The sequence below is a fragment of the Ruegeria sp. TASC047 genome, from assembly GCF_059612445.1.
Window position 1 is genome coordinate 83974 of sequence record NZ_JBXWQP010000030.1, and the last position, 21247, is coordinate 105220.

At 59.9% G+C, this 21247-nt stretch carries 23 protein-coding genes; 12 read left to right on the forward strand and 11 right to left on the reverse strand.

The window, feature by feature from the left end:
• The first annotated feature begins 181 nt into the window (after window positions 1-181).
• The 4 genes from trxB (at window position 182) to AC2FLO_RS12775 (ending at window position 5263) form a co-directional block, all read left to right on the forward strand.
• A complete protein-coding gene (trxB, locus tag AC2FLO_RS12760; protein WP_480587919.1) occupies window positions 182-1123 on the forward strand; it encodes a thioredoxin-disulfide reductase in 942 nt (313 codons plus the stop codon).
• Between the two features lie 3 nt (window positions 1124-1126).
• On the forward strand, window positions 1127-1576 hold the full coding sequence (locus AC2FLO_RS12765) for an RES family NAD+ phosphorylase (RefSeq protein ID WP_480587921.1): 450 nt from the start codon (window positions 1127-1129) through the stop codon (window positions 1574-1576).
• 80 nt (window positions 1577-1656) lie between these two features.
• Window positions 1657-3348 carry an adenylate/guanylate cyclase domain-containing protein gene (locus AC2FLO_RS12770; protein ID WP_496753556.1) on the forward strand — a complete coding sequence of 564 codons (1692 nt, stop codon included), beginning with the start codon at window positions 1657-1659 and terminating at the stop codon, window positions 3346-3348.
• Window positions 3349-3544: 196 nt separating this feature from the next.
• On the forward strand, window positions 3545-5263 hold the full coding sequence (locus AC2FLO_RS12775; RefSeq protein ID WP_496753558.1) for a bifunctional sulfate adenylyltransferase/adenylylsulfate kinase: 1719 nt from the start codon (window positions 3545-3547) through the stop codon (window positions 5261-5263).
• 100 nt (window positions 5264-5363) lie between these two features.
• On the opposite strand, the gene AC2FLO_RS12780 is transcribed toward AC2FLO_RS12775, so the two are convergent.
• The 3 genes from AC2FLO_RS12780 to AC2FLO_RS12790 form a co-directional block, all read right to left on the reverse strand.
• Window positions 5364-6251 (reverse strand): PhzF family phenazine biosynthesis protein, encoded by an 888-nt coding sequence (locus AC2FLO_RS12780; RefSeq protein ID WP_496753560.1) that lies wholly within the window; start codon window positions 6249-6251, stop codon window positions 5364-5366.
• 92 nt (window positions 6252-6343) lie between these two features.
• Window positions 6344-6568, reverse strand: coding sequence for a DUF1150 family protein (locus AC2FLO_RS12785; protein ID WP_209504776.1), 225 nt, complete (start codon window positions 6566-6568; stop codon window positions 6344-6346).
• A gap of 5 nt (window positions 6569-6573) precedes the next feature.
• Complete coding sequence (locus tag AC2FLO_RS12790; protein WP_058275530.1) at window positions 6574-6987, reverse strand: Hsp20 family protein; 414 nt, start codon at window positions 6985-6987, stop codon at window positions 6574-6576.
• Window positions 6988-7150: 163 nt separating this feature from the next.
• On the opposite strand from AC2FLO_RS12790, the gene AC2FLO_RS12795 reads away from it, so the two are divergent.
• The 4 genes from AC2FLO_RS12795 to AC2FLO_RS12810 all read left to right on the forward strand — a co-directional run bounded on the left by AC2FLO_RS12795 (window position 7151) and on the right by AC2FLO_RS12810 (window position 9759).
• Window positions 7151-7375 carry a YdcH family protein gene (locus tag AC2FLO_RS12795; protein ID WP_267362973.1) on the forward strand — a complete coding sequence of 75 codons (225 nt, stop codon included), beginning with the start codon at window positions 7151-7153 and terminating at the stop codon, window positions 7373-7375.
• Window positions 7376-7451: 76 nt separating this feature from the next.
• Window positions 7452-7937 (forward strand): 5-(carboxyamino)imidazole ribonucleotide mutase, encoded by a 486-nt coding sequence (gene purE, locus AC2FLO_RS12800; protein WP_480539325.1) that lies wholly within the window; start codon window positions 7452-7454, stop codon window positions 7935-7937.
• A complete protein-coding gene (locus tag AC2FLO_RS12805; RefSeq protein ID WP_496753563.1) occupies window positions 7934-8689 on the forward strand; it encodes an NAD(P)-binding domain-containing protein in 756 nt (251 codons plus the stop codon). The genes purE and AC2FLO_RS12805 overlap by 4 nt, the downstream gene beginning before the upstream one ends.
• Window positions 8690-8691: 2 nt before the next feature.
• Window positions 8692-9759 (forward strand): 5-(carboxyamino)imidazole ribonucleotide synthase, encoded by a 1068-nt coding sequence (locus AC2FLO_RS12810; RefSeq protein WP_496753565.1) that lies wholly within the window; start codon window positions 8692-8694, stop codon window positions 9757-9759.
• 65 nt (window positions 9760-9824) lie between these two features.
• On the opposite strand, the gene AC2FLO_RS12815 is transcribed toward AC2FLO_RS12810, so the two are convergent.
• The 6 genes from AC2FLO_RS12815 to AC2FLO_RS12840 form a co-directional block, all read right to left on the reverse strand.
• Window positions 9825-10976, reverse strand: coding sequence for an alpha-D-ribose 1-methylphosphonate 5-triphosphate diphosphatase (locus tag AC2FLO_RS12815; protein WP_496753567.1), 1152 nt, complete (start codon window positions 10974-10976; stop codon window positions 9825-9827).
• Entirely contained in the window at window positions 10973-11746 is a 774-nt protein-coding gene (locus tag AC2FLO_RS12820) for an alpha/beta fold hydrolase (protein WP_480587935.1), read from the reverse strand. Before AC2FLO_RS12820 ends, AC2FLO_RS12815 begins: the two co-directional genes overlap by 4 nt.
• Before the next feature lie 29 nt (window positions 11747-11775).
• Window positions 11776-12627 (reverse strand): DMT family transporter, encoded by an 852-nt coding sequence (locus tag AC2FLO_RS12825; RefSeq protein ID WP_496753569.1) that lies wholly within the window; start codon window positions 12625-12627, stop codon window positions 11776-11778.
• 246 nt (window positions 12628-12873) lie between these two features.
• The gene (gene groL / locus AC2FLO_RS12830; protein ID WP_480587939.1) at window positions 12874-14514 is read right to left on the reverse strand and encodes a chaperonin GroEL; all 1641 of its coding nucleotides are present in this window, start codon (window positions 14512-14514) and stop codon (window positions 12874-12876) included.
• Between the two features lie 53 nt (window positions 14515-14567).
• Entirely contained in the window at window positions 14568-14855 is a 288-nt protein-coding gene (gene groES, locus AC2FLO_RS12835) for a co-chaperone GroES (protein ID WP_170536247.1), read from the reverse strand.
• A gap of 152 nt (window positions 14856-15007) precedes the next feature.
• Window positions 15008-15682 (reverse strand): DUF2161 domain-containing phosphodiesterase, encoded by a 675-nt coding sequence (locus AC2FLO_RS12840; protein WP_496753608.1) that lies wholly within the window; start codon window positions 15680-15682, stop codon window positions 15008-15010.
• Window positions 15683-15792: 110 nt separating this feature from the next.
• Between AC2FLO_RS12840 and AC2FLO_RS12845 the strand changes: the two genes are divergently transcribed.
• The 4 genes from AC2FLO_RS12845 to AC2FLO_RS12860 all read left to right on the forward strand — a co-directional run bounded on the left by AC2FLO_RS12845 (window position 15793) and on the right by AC2FLO_RS12860 (window position 19416).
• Window positions 15793-16773, forward strand: coding sequence for a TraB/GumN family protein (locus AC2FLO_RS12845; protein ID WP_496753571.1), 981 nt, complete (start codon window positions 15793-15795; stop codon window positions 16771-16773).
• A gap of 110 nt (window positions 16774-16883) precedes the next feature.
• Entirely contained in the window at window positions 16884-17804 is a 921-nt protein-coding gene (locus AC2FLO_RS12850) for a manganese-dependent inorganic pyrophosphatase (RefSeq protein ID WP_480475459.1), read from the forward strand.
• A gap of 191 nt (window positions 17805-17995) precedes the next feature.
• Window positions 17996-18871 carry a TIGR01459 family HAD-type hydrolase gene (locus tag AC2FLO_RS12855; protein WP_496753573.1) on the forward strand — a complete coding sequence of 292 codons (876 nt, stop codon included), beginning with the start codon at window positions 17996-17998 and terminating at the stop codon, window positions 18869-18871.
• A gap of 101 nt (window positions 18872-18972) precedes the next feature.
• Complete coding sequence (locus AC2FLO_RS12860) at window positions 18973-19416, forward strand: MaoC family dehydratase (protein WP_267362989.1); 444 nt, start codon at window positions 18973-18975, stop codon at window positions 19414-19416.
• Window positions 19417-19491: 75 nt separating this feature from the next.
• Here AC2FLO_RS12860 and AC2FLO_RS12865 read toward each other — a convergent pair whose 3' ends face one another.
• On the reverse strand, window positions 19492-20481 hold the full coding sequence (locus AC2FLO_RS12865) for a methylenetetrahydrofolate reductase (protein WP_480487560.1): 990 nt from the start codon (window positions 20479-20481) through the stop codon (window positions 19492-19494).
• The gene (locus tag AC2FLO_RS12870; protein WP_496753575.1) at window positions 20478-21059 is read right to left on the reverse strand and encodes a methylenetetrahydrofolate reductase C-terminal domain-containing protein; all 582 of its coding nucleotides are present in this window, start codon (window positions 21057-21059) and stop codon (window positions 20478-20480) included. The genes AC2FLO_RS12865 and AC2FLO_RS12870 overlap by 4 nt, the downstream gene beginning before the upstream one ends.
• Between the last annotated feature and the right edge of the window lie 188 nt (window positions 21060-21247).

Below are 21247 nucleotides of genomic sequence, written 5' to 3' on the forward strand. Positions count from 1 at the left end.
GCGCAATAATGTTTCGCAGATGCGCAATTTTCTTTGTTTCCTTTTCGCCTTCTCCCCTAAAACCCAGGGCACCCCAGCCCGCGGGGGCCTGAACAGTAAGGGGCTTTAAGCCGGGCCGGTCGGTCGCTATATCGGGGCGACGGGCCGCGGGCCCAATTCAGGCAATTCGAGCGGGGGCACCATGGCCGACACAAGACACACCAAGGTTCTGATCATCGGGTCAGGACCCGCAGGATACACCGCAGGCGTATATGCAAGCCGCGCCATGCTGGAACCCATTCTGGTACAGGGCATCGAACCCGGTGGTCAGCTGACAACGACCACCGAGGTCGAAAACTGGCCCGGCGACACCGAGGTGCAGGGCCCGGACCTGATGGTGCGGATGCAGGACCATGCCAAGGCCATGGGATGCGAGGTGATCGGCGATATCATCAGCGATCTGGACCTCAGCAAGCGCCCCTTCACCGCCAAGGGCGACAGCGGCACCACATACACGGCGGACGCCGTCATTCTGGCCACCGGCGCGCGTGCGAAATGGCTGGGTCTGCCGTCGGAAGAGAAATTCAAGGGCTTTGGCGTCTCGGCTTGCGCCACCTGTGACGGGTTCTTCTATCGCGGGCAGGAAATCGTGGTGATCGGCGGCGGCAACACAGCCGTGGAAGAGGCCCTGTTCCTGACCAATTTCGCCAGCAAGGTGACCCTGATCCACCGCCGTGATGAGTTGCGGGCGGAAAAGATCCTTCAGGATCGCCTGTTGAAGAATGAAAAGATCGAACCGATGTGGTTCCACCAGTTGGAAGAAGTGATCGGCACCGACGCGCCTTTGGGCGTTGAAGGCGTTCGGGTCAAACATGTCAAAACCGGCGAGATTACCGAGATCCCGTGCAAGGGCGTCTTTGTCGCCATCGGCCACGCCCCAGCGAACGAGTTGGTTAAGGAGACGCTGGAAACCCATATGGGTGGCTATGTCGTCACCAAACCGGGCAGCACCGAAACCTCGATCCCCGGCGTGTTCGCGGCAGGCGATCTGACCGACCATGTCTATCGTCAGGCGGTAACAAGCGCGGGAATGGGCTGTATGGCGGCACTGGATGCCGAACGGTTCCTGGCCGAACAGGACTGATACATGCTTGAATTCTCTGGCCCTGTCTGGAGAATTCTGTTTGCGTCGCAGGCAGCAGCCCCATTGCTGCCTGCCCGCGCGCCCGAGGGGCGCTTTCACCATTCCGGACAGTTCGGGCTTTATGCCTCGCTCAGCGCCGAAGGCGCTTCGGTCGCCATCCGGCGCTACGTCTCGGGTGATGATCCCGACCGCGTGATACAAAGGTTTCTGGTGGAAAACGCGCAGTTGGTGGATTACCGCGGGCAGACGGCAGCGTCGGTGATCTGGCAGGATATTCGCGCGACGGGGATCCCTTCGCCCACATGGTCTTTTTCGGATAAAGCGCGGGCAATAGGGGCGGACGGCTTGATCTACAGCTCGCGCTCGCGCCCTGACCTCAGCCATCTGGTGCTGTTTTGTGCGGACAAGATATCAATTCAATCCCAACACACCGCGACCCACTGGCGGGCCTAGATTTGCACCCGAAGCCTTGACCTGACCGCGAACGTCCTCGCAAAGTCCAACCAAGGCGAACAGCGATACAGGTGGTATTCTTGAAGAGCGCTTTGTGGCGTGGCGGTTGGGCAACCCGGCTTCGGATCGGCAGCGGGTTGGTTCTGTTTGCTTTCGCTTTCTTCCATTTCATCAACATCGGACTGGGCCTGTTTCACACCGATTATCTGCACGGGATGCAGGACGGTCGAACAGCGGTGACGCGGCACAGTCTTATGAGCCTGCTGCTTTATGCGGCGTTGTTCACACATGCCGGTCTGGCGCTAGCCTCGATCGCACAGCGCCGGACCCTGCGCATGCCGTTCAGCACGGCGTTGCAGGTGGTTCTTGGTCTGCTGATACCTTTGCAGTTGATCTCGCATGTCATTCAGACCCGGGTCGCGCACGAGATCTATGACGTCAATGACGAGATGGGGTACATCATCATCCTGATGTGGCCCAGTACCGTGATTTGGATGCAAAGCGCACTGTTGCTGATCGTCTGGGTGCATGGCTGTATCGGGCTGCATATGTGGTTACGGCTGACGAAATGGTGGTCCAGCGCCGTACCCTATCTGATCGGTGTTGCCGTCTTCATCCCTATGTTCGCCTTGGCTGGTCTGCTGACCGAGGGCCGCCGCATTTGGTTGGAATTCGCGGATGAGTTTCTGCGGGAACAATATATCGAGCATTACAACTGGCCCTCGCCCGAGGCGTTCCAGACCATGTTCACCGTCAAGGATAATGCCCTTTTGGCGTTCTGGCTCGCCTTGGCGGCCACGGGTCTTGTGTATATCGGGCGCAAGCTGTGGCGGCGCAGGCATTCGGTGCGGGTAAGTTACAGCAACGGGCCCGAGGTGGATGCCGAAAAGGGCATGACACTGCTTGAGATTTCGCAGGCACATAGTGTGCCCCATACGGCCTTGTGCGGCGGGAAGGGACGCTGCACCACATGCCGCGTCATCATCGAGGAAGGCGCTAACGCCCTGCCCCCGCCCGGCGATGTCGAGGCCCGCAGCCTGGCCGCTGTCGGCGCCTCACCGCAGACACGGCTGGCCTGCCAGATCCGCCCGACGGAACCGACCACCGTTTTCCGCGTTTTTCAACCGGATGGCGGGCGCGTTCGCGGGCATGCCAGTCAGGGGCAGGAACGGAAACTGGCCGTGCTGTTTCTGGACATGCGCGGATTTACCGCCCGCACGACGGGGCAGCTGCCCTATGATATCGTGTTCCTGCTGAACCGGTTCTTCGACGCCGTCGTGCCTGCCATCACCAAGGACGGCGGTGTCGTGGACAAGTATATGGGAGACGGGTTGCTGGCGGTTTTCGAAAAACCCGATGCAGCCGCATCCGCCAGCGCGGGGTTGAAGGCTGCGATAGATATCAGCCATGCCCTCGACCGGTTCAACGAGCAGCTTGAGGCCGAAGGCAGCCCCGGCATTCGCATCGGAATGGGCTTACACCTTGGTGATCTGGTGCTGGGTGAGATTGGCGCGCAGGGACATGCCGCGAGAACGATCATCGGCGACGCCGTCAATGTGGCCAGCCGACTGGAAAGCGAAACCAAGGCCTTGGGGGTCGAGTTGCTGGTCTCGCAAGAGGTGTTGAAGGCTGCGGGTATGGACCTGCCGCCGGAGGGTATCCGGATGTTCCAGCTGCGCGGCGTTGCCGATCCGATTCCCGCCCTGCCAGTCACCCGCGCGTCCGAGCTTGCGCCGCACACGCGAAAACAGGAACAGTCATACCTTGCATGATCGGATTATCTACGCCCAGGGGAACCAGATCATCATTTTGATTTCAGAGTTGGAAATTCCTTCCAATCCGCGAGAAATCAGAGCATATCGTCCTTTGTTTCATTGACGCCAGTGGACTTCGCGCGACAGTCGGTGCAAATGCCCCGAAAACGCCCTTGAATCATTGGCAACACAACACTGCGATAAGAGTATTCAGATGACGATGTTAAGCAACCTGGCCCCCATTCCCGAACTTTATGTGTCGTATGACTCGGCCCAGAAACTGAAGGTTGAAGCCGCCGACCTGACCAGTTGGGATCTGAGCCCGCGCCAGATCTGTGATCTGGAACTGCTGATGAATGGCGGTTTCAACCCGCTTAAAGGCTTTCTGAGCGAAGCCGATTACGACAATGTCGTTGAAAACATGCGTCTGGCTGATGGCACGCTGTGGCCGATGCCCATCACGCTGGACGTCAGCGAAGATTTTGCGGACAAGATCGAACTGGGTCAGGATATCGCGCTGCGCGATCAGGAAGGCGTGATTCTGGGCACCATGACGGTCACTGACCGCTGGACCCCGAACAAGGCCCGCGAGGCCGAGAAGGTTTTTGGTGCCGATGACGATGCCCACCCGGCTGTGAACTATCTGCACAATGTGGCGGGCAAGGTCTATCTGGGTGGCCCCGTCGTGGGCATCCAGCAGCCCGTTCACTATGACTTCCGCGGTCGCCGCGATACGCCGAACGAGCTGCGCGCCTATTTCCGCAAGCTGGGCTGGCGCCGGATCGTGGCCTTCCAAACCCGCAACCCCTTGCACCGTGCGCATCAGGAGCTGACCTTCCGCGCCGCCAAGGAAGCGCAGGCCAACCTGCTGATCCACCCGGTCGTCGGCATGACCAAGCCGGGCGACGTGGACCACTTTACCCGCGTGCGCTGCTATGAGGCGGTGCTGGACAAGTATCCCGCATCCACCACCTCGATGAGCCTGCTGAATCTGGCGATGCGCATGGCTGGCCCGCGCGAGGCGGTCTGGCACGGGCTGATCCGTGCCAACCATGGCTGCACCCATTTCATCGTGGGCCGCGATCACGCGGGCCCGGGCAAGAACTCGGCCGGGGAAGATTTCTATGGCCCCTATGACGCGCAGGATCTGTTCCGCCAGTTCCAGGACGAGATCGGCGTCGAGATGGTCGATTTCAAGCACATGGTCTATGTGCAGGAACGCGCGCAATACGAGCCGAATGACGAGATTCTGGACAAGGACAATGTCACGATCCTGAACATCTCGGGCACCGAGCTGCGCCGCCGTCTGGCCGAGGGTCTGGAAATCCCCGAATGGTTCAGCTTTCCCGAAGTGGTGGCCGAGCTGCGCAAGACCAAGCCGCCACGCAGCCAGCAGGGCTTTACCGTGTTCTTCACCGGCTTCTCGGGCTCGGGCAAGTCCACCATCGCCAACGCGCTTATGGTCAAGCTGATGGAGATGGGGGGCCGTCCGGTCACGTTGCTGGATGGCGACGTCGTGCGGAAAAACCTGTCATCCGAACTGGGTTTCTCGAAAGAGCATCGCGACCTGAACATCCGCCGGATCGGATATGTCGCATCCGAGATCACCAAGAATGGTGGCATCGCCATCTGCGCCCCGATCGCACCTTATGCCACCACGCGCCGCGCGGTGCGCGAAGAGATCGAGCAGTTCGGTGCCTTCTGCGAAGTGCATGTCGCGACCACCATCGAAGAGTGTGAGCGGCGCGACCGCAAGGGTCTGTACAAGCTGGCCCGCGAAGGCAAGATCAAGGAATTTACCGGTATCTCGGACCCGTATGACGTGCCTCAGAACCCTGAATTGCGTGTCGAGACCGAGAATGTCGAGGTCGACAACTGCGCTCATCAGGTGCTGCTGAAGCTGGAAAGCATGGGCCTGATCGCAGCCGGCTGAACCAGATGAATGAATGCCGCGGCCTCCGGTTCTCGGGGGCCGTTTTTGTTTTGATAGTCTGAGGCGTTCCGGGCAGTCCCTGGGGACGGGAACGGTTCGGCTACTGGGTGGCTTGTGGCAGATCAACCTGCCCGCGCATCAGGATGTGCCCTTGACCGGCAACCTTGATTCCCGTCATCGCGTCGGTGGGGCCAACGCGAGTGACAACGGCCTGACCGGGGCGACCCATATCGTGACCCTGTTCCGCAACGAAACTGTCTTTGGTCATCAGCCCATATTTCCACAGATAGGCCGCCATGGACCCGGTGGCGGACCCGGTAAACGGATCCTCGGGCGGGCTGGGCGGGGCCATGAGCAGGCGCGAGAACGTATCGCCCGCGTCGGTAGCCCCTTGGAGCGTCACAAGAAACGGCTCGGCCATATCCGAGCCGGAATACCCTGCCGTCGCAGCCACTTTGCGCAGCGCGTCCTCGGACAGGCGGGCCGCGCGCAAAGCGTCATGATCGCGCAGAACGGTGATACAGAAGGGCAAGCCGGTTGAAACCATCCGGGGTGGCGAGATGATGGCTTCTTGCGGCAGGCTGATCGCCTTTGCCACCAGATCGGCTGGCACATGCGCACCAAATTGCGGGGCGACCTGCGTCATCTCAATCTGTTCGCCCTGCAATCCGATCGAAACGATGCCAGCGCCGGTTTCCAGCGTCAGGTTATCGCCGGAGATCATGCCGCGCGACCGCATCGCCGCTACGGTGGCAATCGTCGGATGACCGGCAAAGGGAATTTCACGGCTGGCCAGAAAATACCGGACGCGGATGTCGGCCACGTCGGACGGGCCGGTGAATGTGCATTCGACCAGAGAGGTTTCGCGCACATAGGCCATGCAGACCTCGGCCGAGAGACCCGCGCCGCCGTGGACCACGGCACAACCGTTGCCGCCAAATGCACGATTGGTGAAGGCGTCTACCCAGTCGAATTCAAACCAGCTCATGCAGTCGGCTCCGTTACAGGTTAAAAGCGGCAGTTTCGCCGATGCGCGTGTGTTGCGGGGAACGTTTCAGCCCCACCGGACAAAGGGGCCGTTCAGTGAACGGCCACAGGTGAAAGGTCGTGCTGACGGGCCAGAACGAAGGCCAGCTTGCGGTCGGCCACAAGCGCCAGTTGCTGCCCATCGGAATCGTGCACGGCATAAAGGTGATCCAGATCACCTGCCTGATCGCGCAGATCACGCGGCAGATCGGCAACGTCGACTGTTTTCACATAGACGATACGATCGCCTTCGGTGTTGATTTCAATCGGTGTATTCATTGCTCTTACCCCTTCCGTATGTTGATTGTCTGAACCACGGTTTCCGGCACGGCGCGGGTCAGATCCACATGCAGAAGACCGTTTTCCATGATCGCCTCGCCCACCTCGACCCCGTCGGCCAGCACGAACATGCGCTGAAACTGACGCGCCGCGATGCCACGGTGCAGGAAGATGCGCCCCTCGCTGTCGTCGCGCTGACGGCCCCGGATCACCAGTTGGCGATCCTCGATGGTGATCGACAGATCCTCTTCGGCGAACCCGGCCACCGCAAGGGTGATGCGGTAGGAAAAGTCCGAGGTCTGTTCGATGTTATAGGGCGGGTATCCTTCATTACCGGCCTTGGCAGACCGTTCCAGAAGGCGTTCCAGCTGCTCGAACCCCAAAAGATGCGGGTATGAGCCAAGAGTAAGTTTCGACACGTATTTTCGTCCTTTATTGTCAAAGCGACGTGGTGTGCGGTCCCGTTCCGGCAACCGCTTGTTATAGAATATGGGAAGAAAACAGGATGTCCACAAGGTCTGGCGCGATAACGTCTGACACACTATCTTGTTGGGCAAGCACCACAACAAGCCCGAGTCGCCAATGAACGCGCCCACCGACCTTTCAATGAAAACCGAAGAAGTTCTGCGGGTTGAGTTGGAGGTTTTTCGCCGCCAGCACCGCGACCTTGATGAGGCGATCGAGGCGCTGCACGAAAAAGGAACGGCTGATCAGTTGACCCTTCGGCGTCTGAAAAAGGAAAAACTGCGCCTGAAAGACTTCATCCGCCTGATCGAAGACCGCCTGACCCCCGATATCATTGCCTGAACGCCCTGTACCGCATTGCCACAAAAGCGGATTTGGCTATAGTGCGCGCTCTTTCTGAGCGCGGGGACGTAAGCGGATGAGCGATGTGACAGTGGGGATCATCATGGGCAGCCAGTCGGACTGGCCCACGATGAAGGAAGCCGCAGATATTCTGGATGAACTGGGCATCGCTTATGAGGCGCGTATCGTTTCGGCCCATCGCACCCCGGACCGGTTGTGGGACTATGGCAAGACCGCCGTATCACGCGGGTTGCAGGTGATCATCGCGGGCGCTGGCGGAGCAGCACATCTGCCGGGCATGATGGCCTCGAAAACACGCGTACCGGTGATTGGCGTGCCTGTGCAGACGCGGGCCCTGTCGGGGGTGGATTCGCTGTATTCCATTGTGCAGATGCCCAAGGGCTTTCCGGTGGCGACCATGGCAATTGGGTCCGCTGGCGGGGCCAATGCAGGCCTGATGGCCGCGGGCATTCTGGCCTTGCAGGATGAAGCCCTGGCCGCGCGGCTGGATGCCTGGCGTGACGCGTTGTCCGCCTCGATCCCCGAGGAACCGCTGGGATGAGCCGGATCGGGTTTATCGGCACCGGGCATATCGCCGCGCCGATTGCGCGGCTGATGGCCGCCAAAGGGCATGAGATCAGCGTGACAGAACGCAACGCCGAGGTCTCGACCGCCCTGAAGGCCGAACTGGGCGTGACTATCGCGCCGCCGCAAGCGGTGATTGACGCCTCGGACATCGTGTTCCTGTGCCTGCGCCCGCATATTGCGGCCGAGGTTCTGGCCCCCCTGACCTTTCGTGCCGATCAGCAGGTCGTGTCAGTTATGGCGGCCGTTTCCGCCGAGGATTTGGCCAAGCTTTGCGCCCCTGCGTCGGATTTCGTCCAAACCATCCCACTGGGGTTCTTGCAGTCCGGTGGCTGTCCGATGGCGGCGTTCGGCAATGACCGCTTGCTGGCCGAGCTGTTTGAGCCGGAAAACCCCGTGGTCAAGGTTGCGGATGAGGTGGCGCTGAACGCGCATTTTGCCATTTGTGCCATGGTTCCCGGCATTCTGGATCTGATGGCCACCGGGGCCGAATGGCTGGGTGACGTAACCGGCGATGCGGACGGGGCCGAGTTCTATACCACGCAGTTGATGGCGGGTTTTCTCGCCGCGATGGAAAAAGGCACAGCCGGGCGGTTGGCACAGGAGCGCGACGCTTTGGCGACCGAAGGTACTTTGAGCCTGCAAATGACGGGCACCCTGATCGAACAGGGCGCGCATGAGGCGCTGAGAGCGGCGCTTGGCGCAATTGGAAAACGTTTGGAGAATTGACGATGGCGGAGATGCTCGCCCAAGGTGCAGTGATCGGGATTCTGGGTGGCGGCCAGCTGGGCCGGATGCTGTCGGTGGCGGCCTCTCGGCTGGGGTTTGTCAGCCACATCTACGAGCCGGGCGCAAACCCGCCTGCCGGGCAGGTTGCGGATCGGGTTACGACAGCGGCCTACGACGATATCGACGCCTTGACGGCCTTCGCCGATGCGGTGGACGTCATCACCTATGAGTTCGAGAACATCCCGACCGAGGCATTGGATATTCTGGAAGCCCATCGCCCCATTCGTCCCGGGCGTGAGGCATTGAGGGTCAGTCAGGACCGCCTGACCGAGAAGACGTTCCTGCAAGGGCTTGGCCTGAAAACGGCTCCGTTTGCGGATATCACCGATCTGGACAGCCTGAATGCGGCCATCGAAGAAATCGGCACGCCCGCCATCCTGAAGACCCGCCGCTTTGGCTATGACGGCAAAGGACAAGCCAGATTGCGCACCCCCCGGGATGCCGAGGCCGCGCTGGCCGATATGGCTGGTGCGCCTGCCCTTCTGGAGGGGTTCGTTGATTTCTCACACGAGGTTTCGATCATTGCAGCGCGGGGGCTGGACGGTCAGGTGGCCTGTTTTGACCCGGGTGAGAATGTGCACCGCGACGGCATCCTGCACACCACCACCATTCCTGCCCGACTGTCCCCCGCCCAGCGCACCGATGCCATCCTGCTGGCGGCCAATATCTTGAACGCGCTGGAATATGTCGGTGTCATGGGCGTTGAGCTGTTCGTGACACCCGGCGGGCTGATCGTGAACGAGATCGCGCCGCGCGTGCATAATTCGGGCCACTGGACACAGAATGGCTGCGCCGTGGATCAGTTCGAACAGCACATCCGCGCGGTGACGGGCTGGCCGTTGGGCGACGGGCAGCGCCACTCGGATGTGGTGATGGAGAACCTGATTGGCGACGATATGGACCGTGTGCCCGAGCTGGCGCGCGAACGGGACGTCGCGCTGCATCTTTACGGCAAGGCCGAGGTCAAGGCCGGTCGCAAGATGGGACATTTCAACCGGATCATGCGGTAGAATATCGCGCTGCGGCGCGATGCCTTCGGCGAGAGTATTTGGAAAAAGGTGAAGCCGGTCTGGTTTCACCCCACAAAGCGCACCGCGATATCCCCTGACATATAGCTGAAGCGCCCGCCCGCCAATGTCGCGGCGACCCGGTGAGTGGTTGCATCAAGGATTACCAGATCGGCGCGTTTGCCCGCGGCAAGCGTGCCCCGGTCCTGCAAGTCCAGCACCCGCGCGGGGCCGGATGAGATCAGCGCCCAGGCCCCTGCGAGATCCAGCAGCCCGGTTTTGGCCAGCATCAGCGCCGCGCGGCGAGGACTGGGATAATGGTAATCCGAGGCCAGCGCATCACAGAGCCCCATGGCGATCAGCTCTACCGCGCTGGCGTTGCCCTTATGCGAGCCACCGCGGACCACATTGGGCGAGCCGAGAATGACGTGATCCCCAGCAGCGCGCGCGGCCTCGGCGGCTTCAAGCTTTTCGGGAAACTCGGCAATACGCACCCCTTGGCTGCGCCACCAAGCGCGCGCCTCGGCAGTTGCGTCATCGTGGCTGCCCAGACGCACGCCCATTTCCGCAAGGTCCGAACAGAGCGCTTCTAGCGCGGCCGGAACCTCAGCCTTGCGGGCGTGCATGCCGAGCAGCATCGCAAAATGCGCTTCCGGATTGCGTCCGGCCTTCAATGCCTGCCCGGTCAGGCGCGGTGGTTTCTTGCCCTGTGCCAAACGATCATGCGGCAGGTGATCATTGAAGACCACGTATGGCACCTGCCAATCGGCGATGCGACGGGCCAGCCCGTCGTAATCCGCGAGCATATTGGTCTCAAACCGCAATTGCGGGATCAGATCGGTGACCGTGCTGTCCTTGACCGCTGCGATGGCCGCAAACACCTGCGCGGCAAAGTCCGGGCCGCGCACGCCGCCTTCCCAGCTGTAAAACTGCGCCAGAACGGCTGTGGTGATGCCGTTGGCGGCCAGTTCGGCCTCGACCGACAGAATGCCCTCATTCATCTGCTTCATCGCGCCGCGACGTGGGGCGATATGGCGTTCGAACCCATCGCCGTGCAAGTCGACAATACCTGGCAGAACAAGAAACCCGGTCAGGTCAATCCGCCGCCCGGTTGCGTCTTTCTGAATGACCCCATCCGCAATGGAGAGGTCTGCGCGTGACAGCCCTTCATCCGGTAGCAGAACCTCGGCACCGGTCAATGTCAGATCCAATGTGGTCATTCTGATGGCTCCGCCTCCGGTTCCGAGCAATTTTGCCCGATGCAGATCTCGTCTATTACGTCCATCACACCATCTAGCCAAGTGATCTGCGGATCAAACCGACCAAATTCGATGAAGTGCAAAGCCTGTGCCATGACCTGCGGGTTGTTCATCATGAAGGTGTGGGTCACCGGCAAGACGAGATGATCGGCCATGCCTTCGACCTTGGTGGATTCGACCGACACCTTGCCATCGTCCGGGCCGTCGATCAGAGATGAAAACACGAGGTTCAAGGACTGATCACCTGCGATGACACCCAGTTCGAAATCCACGGGCGGCAGGCGGCTGGGAATACCATCCGGGCCCGTACCCAGTTGCAGTCCGGCCGGGCCGTTCAGGTATCCGAACACCTCCCACGCGCTGAGTTCATCGACCAGCTGGCTACCCTGATTGGGTGGCCCCAGCATGACGACACGGCCCATGTTTTCAGGGCTGTGGTCCTGCAACCAGTATCGCAACAAGATGCCGCCCATGGAATGCGCAACGACATTGACGGTGTCACTGCCGCAGGCTGCAAATGCTTGCGGGATGGTTTGTTCGGCCAGTTCGGGGATACCGATTTCGGTCGATGGGTAACCGGGGCGCACGACGGAATAGCCATTCGCTTTGAACAGTTGTTCCATCACGCTGAATGACGCCTCGGTCCGGGCCAGACCGTGCAGCAGGACAACGCATTTTGCGCTGGCCACGGCGGGAAAAAGGCAACAAAGCAGGGCGATCAGAATTCTCATACCCGCCAGATAAAGCCTGTGCGCCTGCGTTAAAAGCCCTTCCCACGTTGACGTCGCAGGACAGCCAGCGCGATACCGCCCAAAACCAGTGCCGCACCAACAAGCAGCCGCACACCCGCGCTTTCCCCCAACAGCACCACGCCGCCCACAATCGCGATCACCGGCACGCTGAGCTGGACGACTGCCGCCGTCGAAGGTGCCAGCTGGGGCAGAACGCGATACCACAAGGCGTATCCCAGACCCGAGGTCACGCCACCTGACAAGGCCGCAAGGAGATAGCCCAATCCGGTCATGTGCCACTCTGCCCCTGTGGCCATCAGGGCCAGCGCGGTCACCGGCAGCGCGACGATGAAATTTGCGGCCGTGCCCTGCAACGCATCAGGCTCGGACCGCCCGGCCAGTGAATAGGCTGCCCAGCCGATCCCGGCTGCAATCATCAAAACGGTTCCGGTTGGATCGACCTGCACTGTTCCTGTGGGCCACAGAACACAGGCCAGACCACCCAGTGCAATCCCTGCCCCGGCCAGCTGTCGCCGGGTGGGTTTGGCCCCGGCAAGGGCGGTGGCGGCGAACATGGTGATCTGCACAACGGCAAACAGGATAAGCGCGCCCAGCCCCGCATCCAACGTCAGATAGGCAATGGAAAACCCGATCATATACAGGGAAAGCGACCCCGCCCCGATAAACCGCCTGCGGTTGCGCAGGGGCAAATGTCCTCTGCGCAGCAGCACCAGTGCAGCCAGAACCAACGCCCCCGCCAGAACCCGAATAATGGCGAACCCCGCAGGATCACTGGACGCGCTGTCGATAGCCAGCCGGTTCAGAATGGAGTTCGCCGCAAAGGCGCACATGGTCAGGGCGGTCAGAAGGAACAGTCGCATTTCAACCACATACCGACTTGGCGGCGCGTTGGACACTCACAATTCGGGCACACGCGGCCCAGCCTTCATCTTTTCCAAAATACTCCCGCCGGAGGCATGGCCGCATTGCGGCCATCGGAAATGAAACGGGGCCGCCTAAAAGGCGACCCCGTCCATTAGCACTTTGCTTCCCCTCTCGACAGCCTGACCTTGCAGCCAAACGCCTGTTAGGGGTCGTCAGAATTCGCCGAGGCGAATTCGACGTGCTTACATCATGCCGCCCATGCCGCCCATGTCGGGCATGCCGCCACCAGCAGGCGCATCTTTTTGCGGCTTGTCTGCAACCATCGCTTCGGTGGTGACCAGCAGGCCGGCAACAGATGCCGCGTCTTCCAAAGCAGTACGGACAACTTTGGCCGGGTCGATCACGCCGAACGAGAACATGTCGCCATATTCTTCGGTCTGAGCGTTGAAACCAAAGGCCGGATCCGAAGATTCGCGCACTTTGCCAGCAACAACCGCACCGTCAACGCCTGCGTTTTCGGCGATCTGGCGCAGCGGCGCTTCGATGGCCTTGCGCACGATGTTGATGCCTGCGTCCTGATCAGCGTTCGCGCCTTTCAGCGATTCCAGTGCTTTACCGGCCTGAACCAGAGCAACACCACCGCCTACAACGACGCCTTCCTGAACGGCTGCGCGTGTTGCGTTCAGAGCATCGTCCACACGGTCCTTACGCTCTTTCACTTCAACTTCGGTCATGCCGCCGACGCGGATAACGGCAACACCGCCTGCCAGTTTGGCAACGCGTTCCTGCAGCTTCTCACGGTCGTAATCCGACGAAGTTTCTTCGATCTGGGTGCGGATCTGAGCAACACGTGCTTCGATTTCGGCTTTCTCGCCAGCACCGTCGACGATGGTGGTTTCGTCTTTGCTGATCTCGATCTTCTTGGCGGTGCCCAGCATGTCCATTGTGACATTCTCAAGCTTCATGCCCAGATCTTCGCTGATCACCTGACCGCCGGTCAGGATTGCGATGTCCTGCAGCATGGCCTTACGGCGATCGCCGAAGCCCGGTGCCTTGACAGCAGCAATTTTCAGGCCGCCGCGCAGTTTGTTGACAACCAGAGTTGCCAGCGCTTCACCTTCAACGTCTTCTGCAATGATCAGCAGCGGCTTTTGCGACTGGATCACCTGCTCGAGCAGCGGAACCATCGGCTGCAGCGAAGACAGTTTCTTTTCGTGCAGCAGGATCATGCAGTCGTCGAGTTCTGCGATCATCTTGTCTGCGTTGGTGACGAAGTAAGGCGACAGGTAGCCGCGGTCGAACTGCATACCTTCGACAACATCGGTCTCGGTTTCCAGACCTTTGTTTTCTTCGACGGTGATAACGCCTTCGTTGCCAACCTTCTGCATCGCGTCCGCGATCTGCTGGCCAATTTCAGCTTCGCCGTTGGCCGAGATGGTGCCAACCTGAGCAACTTCTGCCGAGTCTTTGACTTCGCGCGAAGCAGCACGGATGCCTTCGACAACTTTGGCGGTTGCCAGGTCGATGCCGCGCTTCAGGTCCATCGGGTTCAGGCCCGCTGCAACCTGCTTCAGGCCTTCTTTTACGATGGCCTGCGCCAGAACGGTCGCGGTGGTGGTGCCGTCGCCGGCTTCGTCATTGGTGCGGCTGGCGACTTCTTTCACCATCTGCGCGCCCATGTTTTCGAACTTGTCTTCCAGTTCGATTTCCTTGGCAACCGAAACACCGTCTTTGGTGATGCGCGGTGCGCCGAAGGATTTGTCCAGAACCACGTTGCGGCCTTTGGGGCCCAGGGTCACTTTGACAGCATCCGCCAGAATGTTGACGCCTTTCAGCATCTTGTTGCGGGCATCGGTGTCGAACTTGACGTCCTTTGCAGCCATGTCGTTTCTCCTTGAGAAAATGTGTTGAGTGGAAGATCAGAGAAAGCGCGGGCTTACTCGATGATCCCCATGATGTCGCTTTCTTTCATCATCAGCAGCTCTTCGCCGTCGACCTGGACCTCGGTGCCCGACCATTTGCCGAACAGGATCTTGTCGCCAGCCTTGACCGCCATTGCGATCAGCTCGCCGCTGTCCTTGCGCGCGCCTTCGCCGGTTGCGACGACTTCGCCTTCGCTGGGCTTTTCTTTTGCGCTGTCAGGAATGATCAGTCCGCCTGCGGTTTTTTCATCGCTTTCGGTACGGCGAACCAGCACACGGTCATGAAGCGGTTTCAATGCCATCTTTGCAGCTCCTTGGGCTCAAAGTTTTGTTTATCCTCCCCTCGCCGTTCGACGAGGCGTTAGCACTCGGTGTGTGTGAGTGATAACGACGCATAGCTAGGGACTCTAAAACGCCGAGTCAACAAGGTGTTTGGGATTTTTTTAAGAACGGCTCAGTCGGCCTGTTCCCAGCTGTAGGCCCAGTGTTTCAAGCCGTCTGTTCCCTCAGAGGTAAGAGCGTAGACACCTTTTTCAACCTTCTCGAACCAGCCATAGTGATTTTCCCGCATCAACCGGGTGGCGACCGGAACACCCACCGATCTGGCGACCTCGGCCCCTTTGGCTGGGCCGTGTTCGGCCAGAAAGGCCGCGCATTTCAGCGCATCCTGGCGGTAGGCCGTCACGATCCCATGACGTGTCGCGCCCCCGGAATTGGGGTCGCCCTCCAGCCGGTCGAATTCGCGCAGCAGCCGCGCCGCCCTGGCCTTGTTCTTGCGCGGTGCATAGGGCCCCGGATCGCATTGCACCTCGACCGTGCCATCAGAACGTACGGTGATCAGACCCAGACCAAGCCTGCGGCACAGCGCCAGATTGTCCCTGAGCGCCCGTCGGGCCGTGCGCCCGGTGGGTTTGCTGACCCCGATATAGACCTGATCCGTGAGTTTCAGGCGGGCAATTGCCTGATGGAACAGGGACAGCGTGAACCTGAGCTTGAGTTCGACAATCACAGGCGGCTCGTCTTCGCGCATCGCGACGATATCGGCTGCGCCCACTTCTCCTTTGACGGTGTATCCCTGACGCTCCAAAAGCGCCTTGATCGGGGGATAGAGGTCCTGCTCGCGGTTCATGGGGCCTATGCTACGCAGATTGTTGAGGAATACCAGACGGGTTGCTTGAACATGGGTCGCAGGCATGGCTATGTCTGGAACACCTTGATGACACAACACCGGATGGGTTCATGCGCCTGCTGACATTTCTTGCTTTTCTACTGGCCCCGATCACGGCTGCGGCTGCGTGCGATGGGCAGGACCTGCGCCCGCAGCTGTCGGATGACGCGCGGGCCGAATTGCAGCGCGCGGTGGCGGACATCCCCTTTCCGGAAGGCAACCACTGGATTGCGCGCAAGGATGACACGGTTCTGCACATCATTGGCACCCTGCACACGTATGACGAACGCATGGAAAAGGTGGTTGAACGCCTGTCTCCGGACCTGAGCAAGGCTGACGCGTTCTATTTCGAAGTCACCCAGGCTGACATGGACGCATTCGAAAAAAACCTGGCCAATAATCTCAGCGCTGTAATGATCACATCCGGGCCGACCCTGATCGACCTGATGGGAGATGAAGACTGGGCCGCATTCTCGACCGCATTGAACCAGCGCGGCATTCCCGGCTGGATGGCGGCCAAAATGCGACCGTGGTTCTTGAGCATGATGCTGAGCATCCCGCCCTGCATGATGGAAGATCCGAACGGGACCTACGGCATGGACGCCCGCCTGAACGATCTCGCCGCAGAAAACGGCATTCCGCAACACTCGCTGGAACGTATCGACGACCTGATCGCCATGTTCGACAGCCACCCTCTGGAACAGCAGGTCGAGTCACTGGTGCGCCTGTCCGGGGCGATGATGGGAAGCAACGATCAACTGGCCACCATGGCCAATGGATATCTGGAAGAAAAGCACGCCGAGATCATACAATTTGCCCGCCTGCAGGGGTTCGAAGAATCCGGGCTGAGCCGGGACGTCTTCGATGAGGAATGGAACGGGTTCGAGCAGCAGATGCTGGTCCAGCGGAATGCCCTGTGGATGGAGCATATTCTGGCCATCACGGATCAGACGGCAGTGATCGCGGTCGGCGCAGGTCATCTGAGTGACGATCACGGTTTGCTGAACCAGCTGTGGCAGGCCGGATACACGCTGACACGCGCCGCTTTCTAAGCCGGTTCAGCGGTTTTCAGACCAAGCGTCGCAGACGGGCTGCTGTGGCGTGACAAGGACGTTTGTCCGCCCTATAAGGCGCGCAAATTTCCATTCCGCAGGACGCTGACATGACAACGCTCGTATTTGGCCACAAATCCCCCGACACCGATTCCACAGGCTCGCCGATCCTGTGGTCGTGGTACCTTAACGAAATCAAAGGTGTGCAGGCCGAGCCCGTGCTGTTGGGCGAACCCAACACCGAAGCGGCGTTCATGCTGGACAACTGGGACCTGCCCAAACCGCGCATCCTGGACGATCTGGCCGCGGACACTCCGGTGGTCATCGTCGACACCAACAACCCCGCCGAACTGCCCGCCAATGTCAATGACGCGGACATCCGCGCCATCATCGACCACCACAAGCTGGTCGGTGGTCTGGAAACAAAAGGCCCGATCGACATCACCGTGCGCCCGCTGGCCTGTACGGCCACCATCATGGTCGACCTGATGGGTGACGATGCGGCCAAGATGCCTGACGCCATCAAGGGCGCGGCACTGACCTGCATCCTGTCGGACACGCTGGAATTCCGCTCGCCCACCACCACGCCCCATGACCGCGAGGTTGCTGAGCGGCTGGCAGCCGAGCTGGAGCTGGATATCTCGGCTTACGCGGCAGACATGTTTGCGGCGAAATCGGATGTCTCGTCCTTCTCGGATGCCGAACTGATCCGCATGGACAGCAAGGAATACGAGGTCGATGGCACCAAATTCCGCGTTTCGGTTCTGGAAACCACTGCGCCGGGCGTCATTCTGGACCGCAAGGCAAGCCTGGCGGGTTCGATGGTGGATGTCGCCAAGGAAGACGGTGTCGATCAGGTGCTGCTGTTCGTCGTCGATATCCTGAACGAGGAAGCCACTCTGCTGGTGCCCAACGATCTGGTCAAAACCGTTGCCGAGAAAAGCTTTGGCGCATCCGTCGATGGCGACGCCGTGGTTCTGCCGGGCATCATGAGCCGTAAAAAGCAGATCATTCCGAACCTGAAGGTCTGAAGAAACACGCGGGGTCTGTCGTTCTGAGTAAAACAGGCCCTGCATTATTAGTCCTGAGTCTGCGCCTTCGGCATTGCGCCTGGGCAGACCTGTACCCGACAGATGAAATACAGGGTGGCCACCTATCGATTGGTGGCCAATCCCTTGCCAATCGGTCATAAGGCTCGTGCAGTTTCAGCTTGAGGCCACATATGACCCAGATCGTTCACGCGCTGTCCGAAATCTCTGCCCGCTACAAAGCGTTGTTTGTCGATCTGTGGGGGTGCGTTCACAACGGAATCACGGCCTATCCCGAAGCTGTCGCAGCCCTTCAAGCCTATCGCGCGGACGGGGGGCTTGTCGTGCTAGTCACGAACTCGCCCAAACCCCGTGCGGGTGTGGCCGAGCAACTGGTGCAGTTCAATGTTCCCGCAGATGCCTATGACACCATCGCCACCAGCGGCGATTCCGCGCGGTCGGCGATGTTCCGCGGCGCTGTCGGGCACAAGGTTTACTTCATGGGGGAATGGCAGCGCGATGCGGGCTTTTTCGAGCCACTGAAACTGCTGCACCACCCGATCCATATCGAACGTGTCCCGCTGAGAGAGGCCGAGGGGATCGTCTGCTGTGGCCCCTTTGATCCGATGGCTGACCCGGACGTGAACCGCCCCGATTTCCTCTATGCCAAGCAGATGGGCATGAAGCTGCTATGCGCAAACCCCGATATTGTTGTCGATCGCGGCGAGGTGCGCGAATGGTGTGCCGGCGCTTTGGCAAAGCTCTATACCGAGATGGGCGGCGAGAGCCTGTATTTCGGCAAACCGCACCCGCCGATCTACGATCTGGCGCGCCGCAGGTTGCAGGAACTGGGCCATGATATCCCGGACAGCGACATTCTGGTGATCGGCGACGGCCCCCATACGGACATTCTGGGGGGCATGGGTGAAGGCATTGATTCCCTGTTCATTTCGGGCGGGCTGGCGGCGGCCGAGACAAAAACGTTGCACCATCCGGATCACGAATCCCTAACAGCTTATATCGAAAGGGAAAAGATCAACCCGACCTACACAATCGGTCGATTGAGATAGCAAGAAAAGACTTGATTTTCTGCAACTGCGAAGTAATAAAGTTGCCAACCTAGGCCGGATAGTGGTTTTTTCTTTCTCGGTCGATTTCGAGTGAGGGCAACATGTTGGACAATCTTCCACGCGGAACGATCTGTATCGAAGACATCGAAATGGGCATGTCCCGCCACCTGCGCAAAGTGGTGACGGACGAAGATATCGAGATGTTCGCGCAGATCTCGACAGACCGGAACCCGGTGCATCTGGATGATGATTATGCCCGCGATACAATCTTCGAAGGGCGCATCGCGCACGGGATGCTGACAGCTGGGCTGATTTCGGCCGTGATTGGCGAACAACTGCCGGGCCATGGCACGGTCTATATGGGGCAGTCACTGAAGTTCCTGGCCCCCGTGCGCCCCGGTGACATGGTTTACGCCGAGGTCAAAGTTATCGACATCGACTTTTCCAAGCGTCGCGTCAAACTGGATTGCCATTGCTCGGTCGAGGGCAAGAAGGTTCTGATCGGTGAAGCCATGGTACTGGCCCCGTCGCGTAAGTTCGACTGATCGGCGAACACTTCCATGCAAAAGGCGCCCGACCGGCGCCTTTTTTGTTTGGACGCTGTTTTTTGCCTGTGCCTTTCAGGACGGGCGGGCGCGTTTTCGCCCTTTCAACGCACCGGATTCCAGAATGATCTCTGACACCACGTGTTCGCGCCTGTAGGCCATCACATGAACGCCGGACACCCCCGCGATATCGCGGATCTGCTGGATCAGTTCGATACAGATCTTCTTGCCCTCGTCAGCTGGCTTTTCGGCTTTCTCCATCCGCTCGATTACCTGATCGGGGATGTGAATGCCGGGAACATTGCTGCGCATCCAGCGTGCCGCACGCGCTGACGCGATGGGGCCGACGCCCGCGATGATGAACACTTTCTTGTCCAGTCCCGCATCGCGCACCCGCGCCATGAATTTCTCGAACAGCGGAATGTCGTAGATGTAATTGGTCTGAATATACTCGGCCCCGGCCTCAACCTTCTTTGCCAGACGATCAGGTCGCCAGTCATAAGGCGGTATGCAGGGGTTTTCGGCAGCACCAAGGAACAGTTGCGGCGGGCGCGTGATCTTACGACCAGAAAGGAACATTCCCTGATCGCGCATCGTGCGGATCGTCCGCAGCAGGGTCAGGGAATCGAAATCGAAAACCGGTTTTGCCCCCGGCTGATCCCCGACGCCGACGCCGTCGCCGGTCAGGCACAGCACGTTACTGACGCCCAACGCCGCAGCCCCCAGAACATCGCCCTGAATGGCAATCCGGTTCCGGTCGCGGCAGGAAATCTGATAGACCGGAGAATAACCCGCGCGCGTCAGCAAGGCACAAATCCCAATCGAGGACATATGGCAGTTCGCGCCCGAAGCATCGGTTGCATTGATCGCGTCAGCCACTTCGCCAAGCGGTTGGGCCGCCTGATAAACATCCTCGGGGTCGGCACTGTCGGGTGGGTTCAACTCGGCTGTGACTGCGAAACGGCCTGAACGGAGTACCTTTTCCAACCGGCTGTGCGACACATATCCTTGGGGAACCGGAACATAGCCAATCGGCTCCACCTCGTTGCGATGGGTATCACTCATTTCTTCAGTTCCCGGTTTATCGCGTTGGGTGGTTCGGCGGCCAGTGGTGCCGCAGAAGGTTCATTCTCGCGCGCTTCGGGGAATGCCTCGGCCAGCGCCAATCGGGCAGCATCCCGGGTCTCGCGCTCGCGCGCTGCAATCTCGCGGCTGACCCGCAACCAGGATGACGAGCCTTTCAACGTGTGCTCCACCGGTGGCAGAACTTCTTTTATCTTGTCGGCTCCGTGCCGCATGCGGCTGGCTCCGTTCCAGGCCAGGGCCCAGACACATTTCATATCCGGCTTCACCTCGCAGAACTCGCCGGGACGTACGCCGCCACAGGGGCCATTGCGCAATTGCTTTGGGCAGTTCATCGGGCAGGACATGCCGGTTGATGACAACACGCATTGCCCGCACATCTTGCAATCGAACAACAGGGTTTTGACGCCCTTCTCGACCAGTGCGATGGGGCGTTCGACGCGGTTATATCCGATCTTTGCAAATAGCGGGTCCATCGCGACCATGCCGCGTTCGACACATTTATAGATCCACTCGAAAGTGCGGGCATGACGAATCGCGAACAGTCGCATTCGGTACATGGGTCTGCCTCCTGTGCTGGGTTCGTTCGAACCTGGCCGGGCTTTGATCCGGTGCGCCTTAATCCAGGGGACCGGATTTTCAGTCTAAACCCAGAGTTTTTTTTGAATCAAGCGGTTGGAGGCGGCTGGCATGAAATACTTGGATTGGCCTCGTGCATTTTCCCGGCCAAGCGAAATGTTCAAGGCTC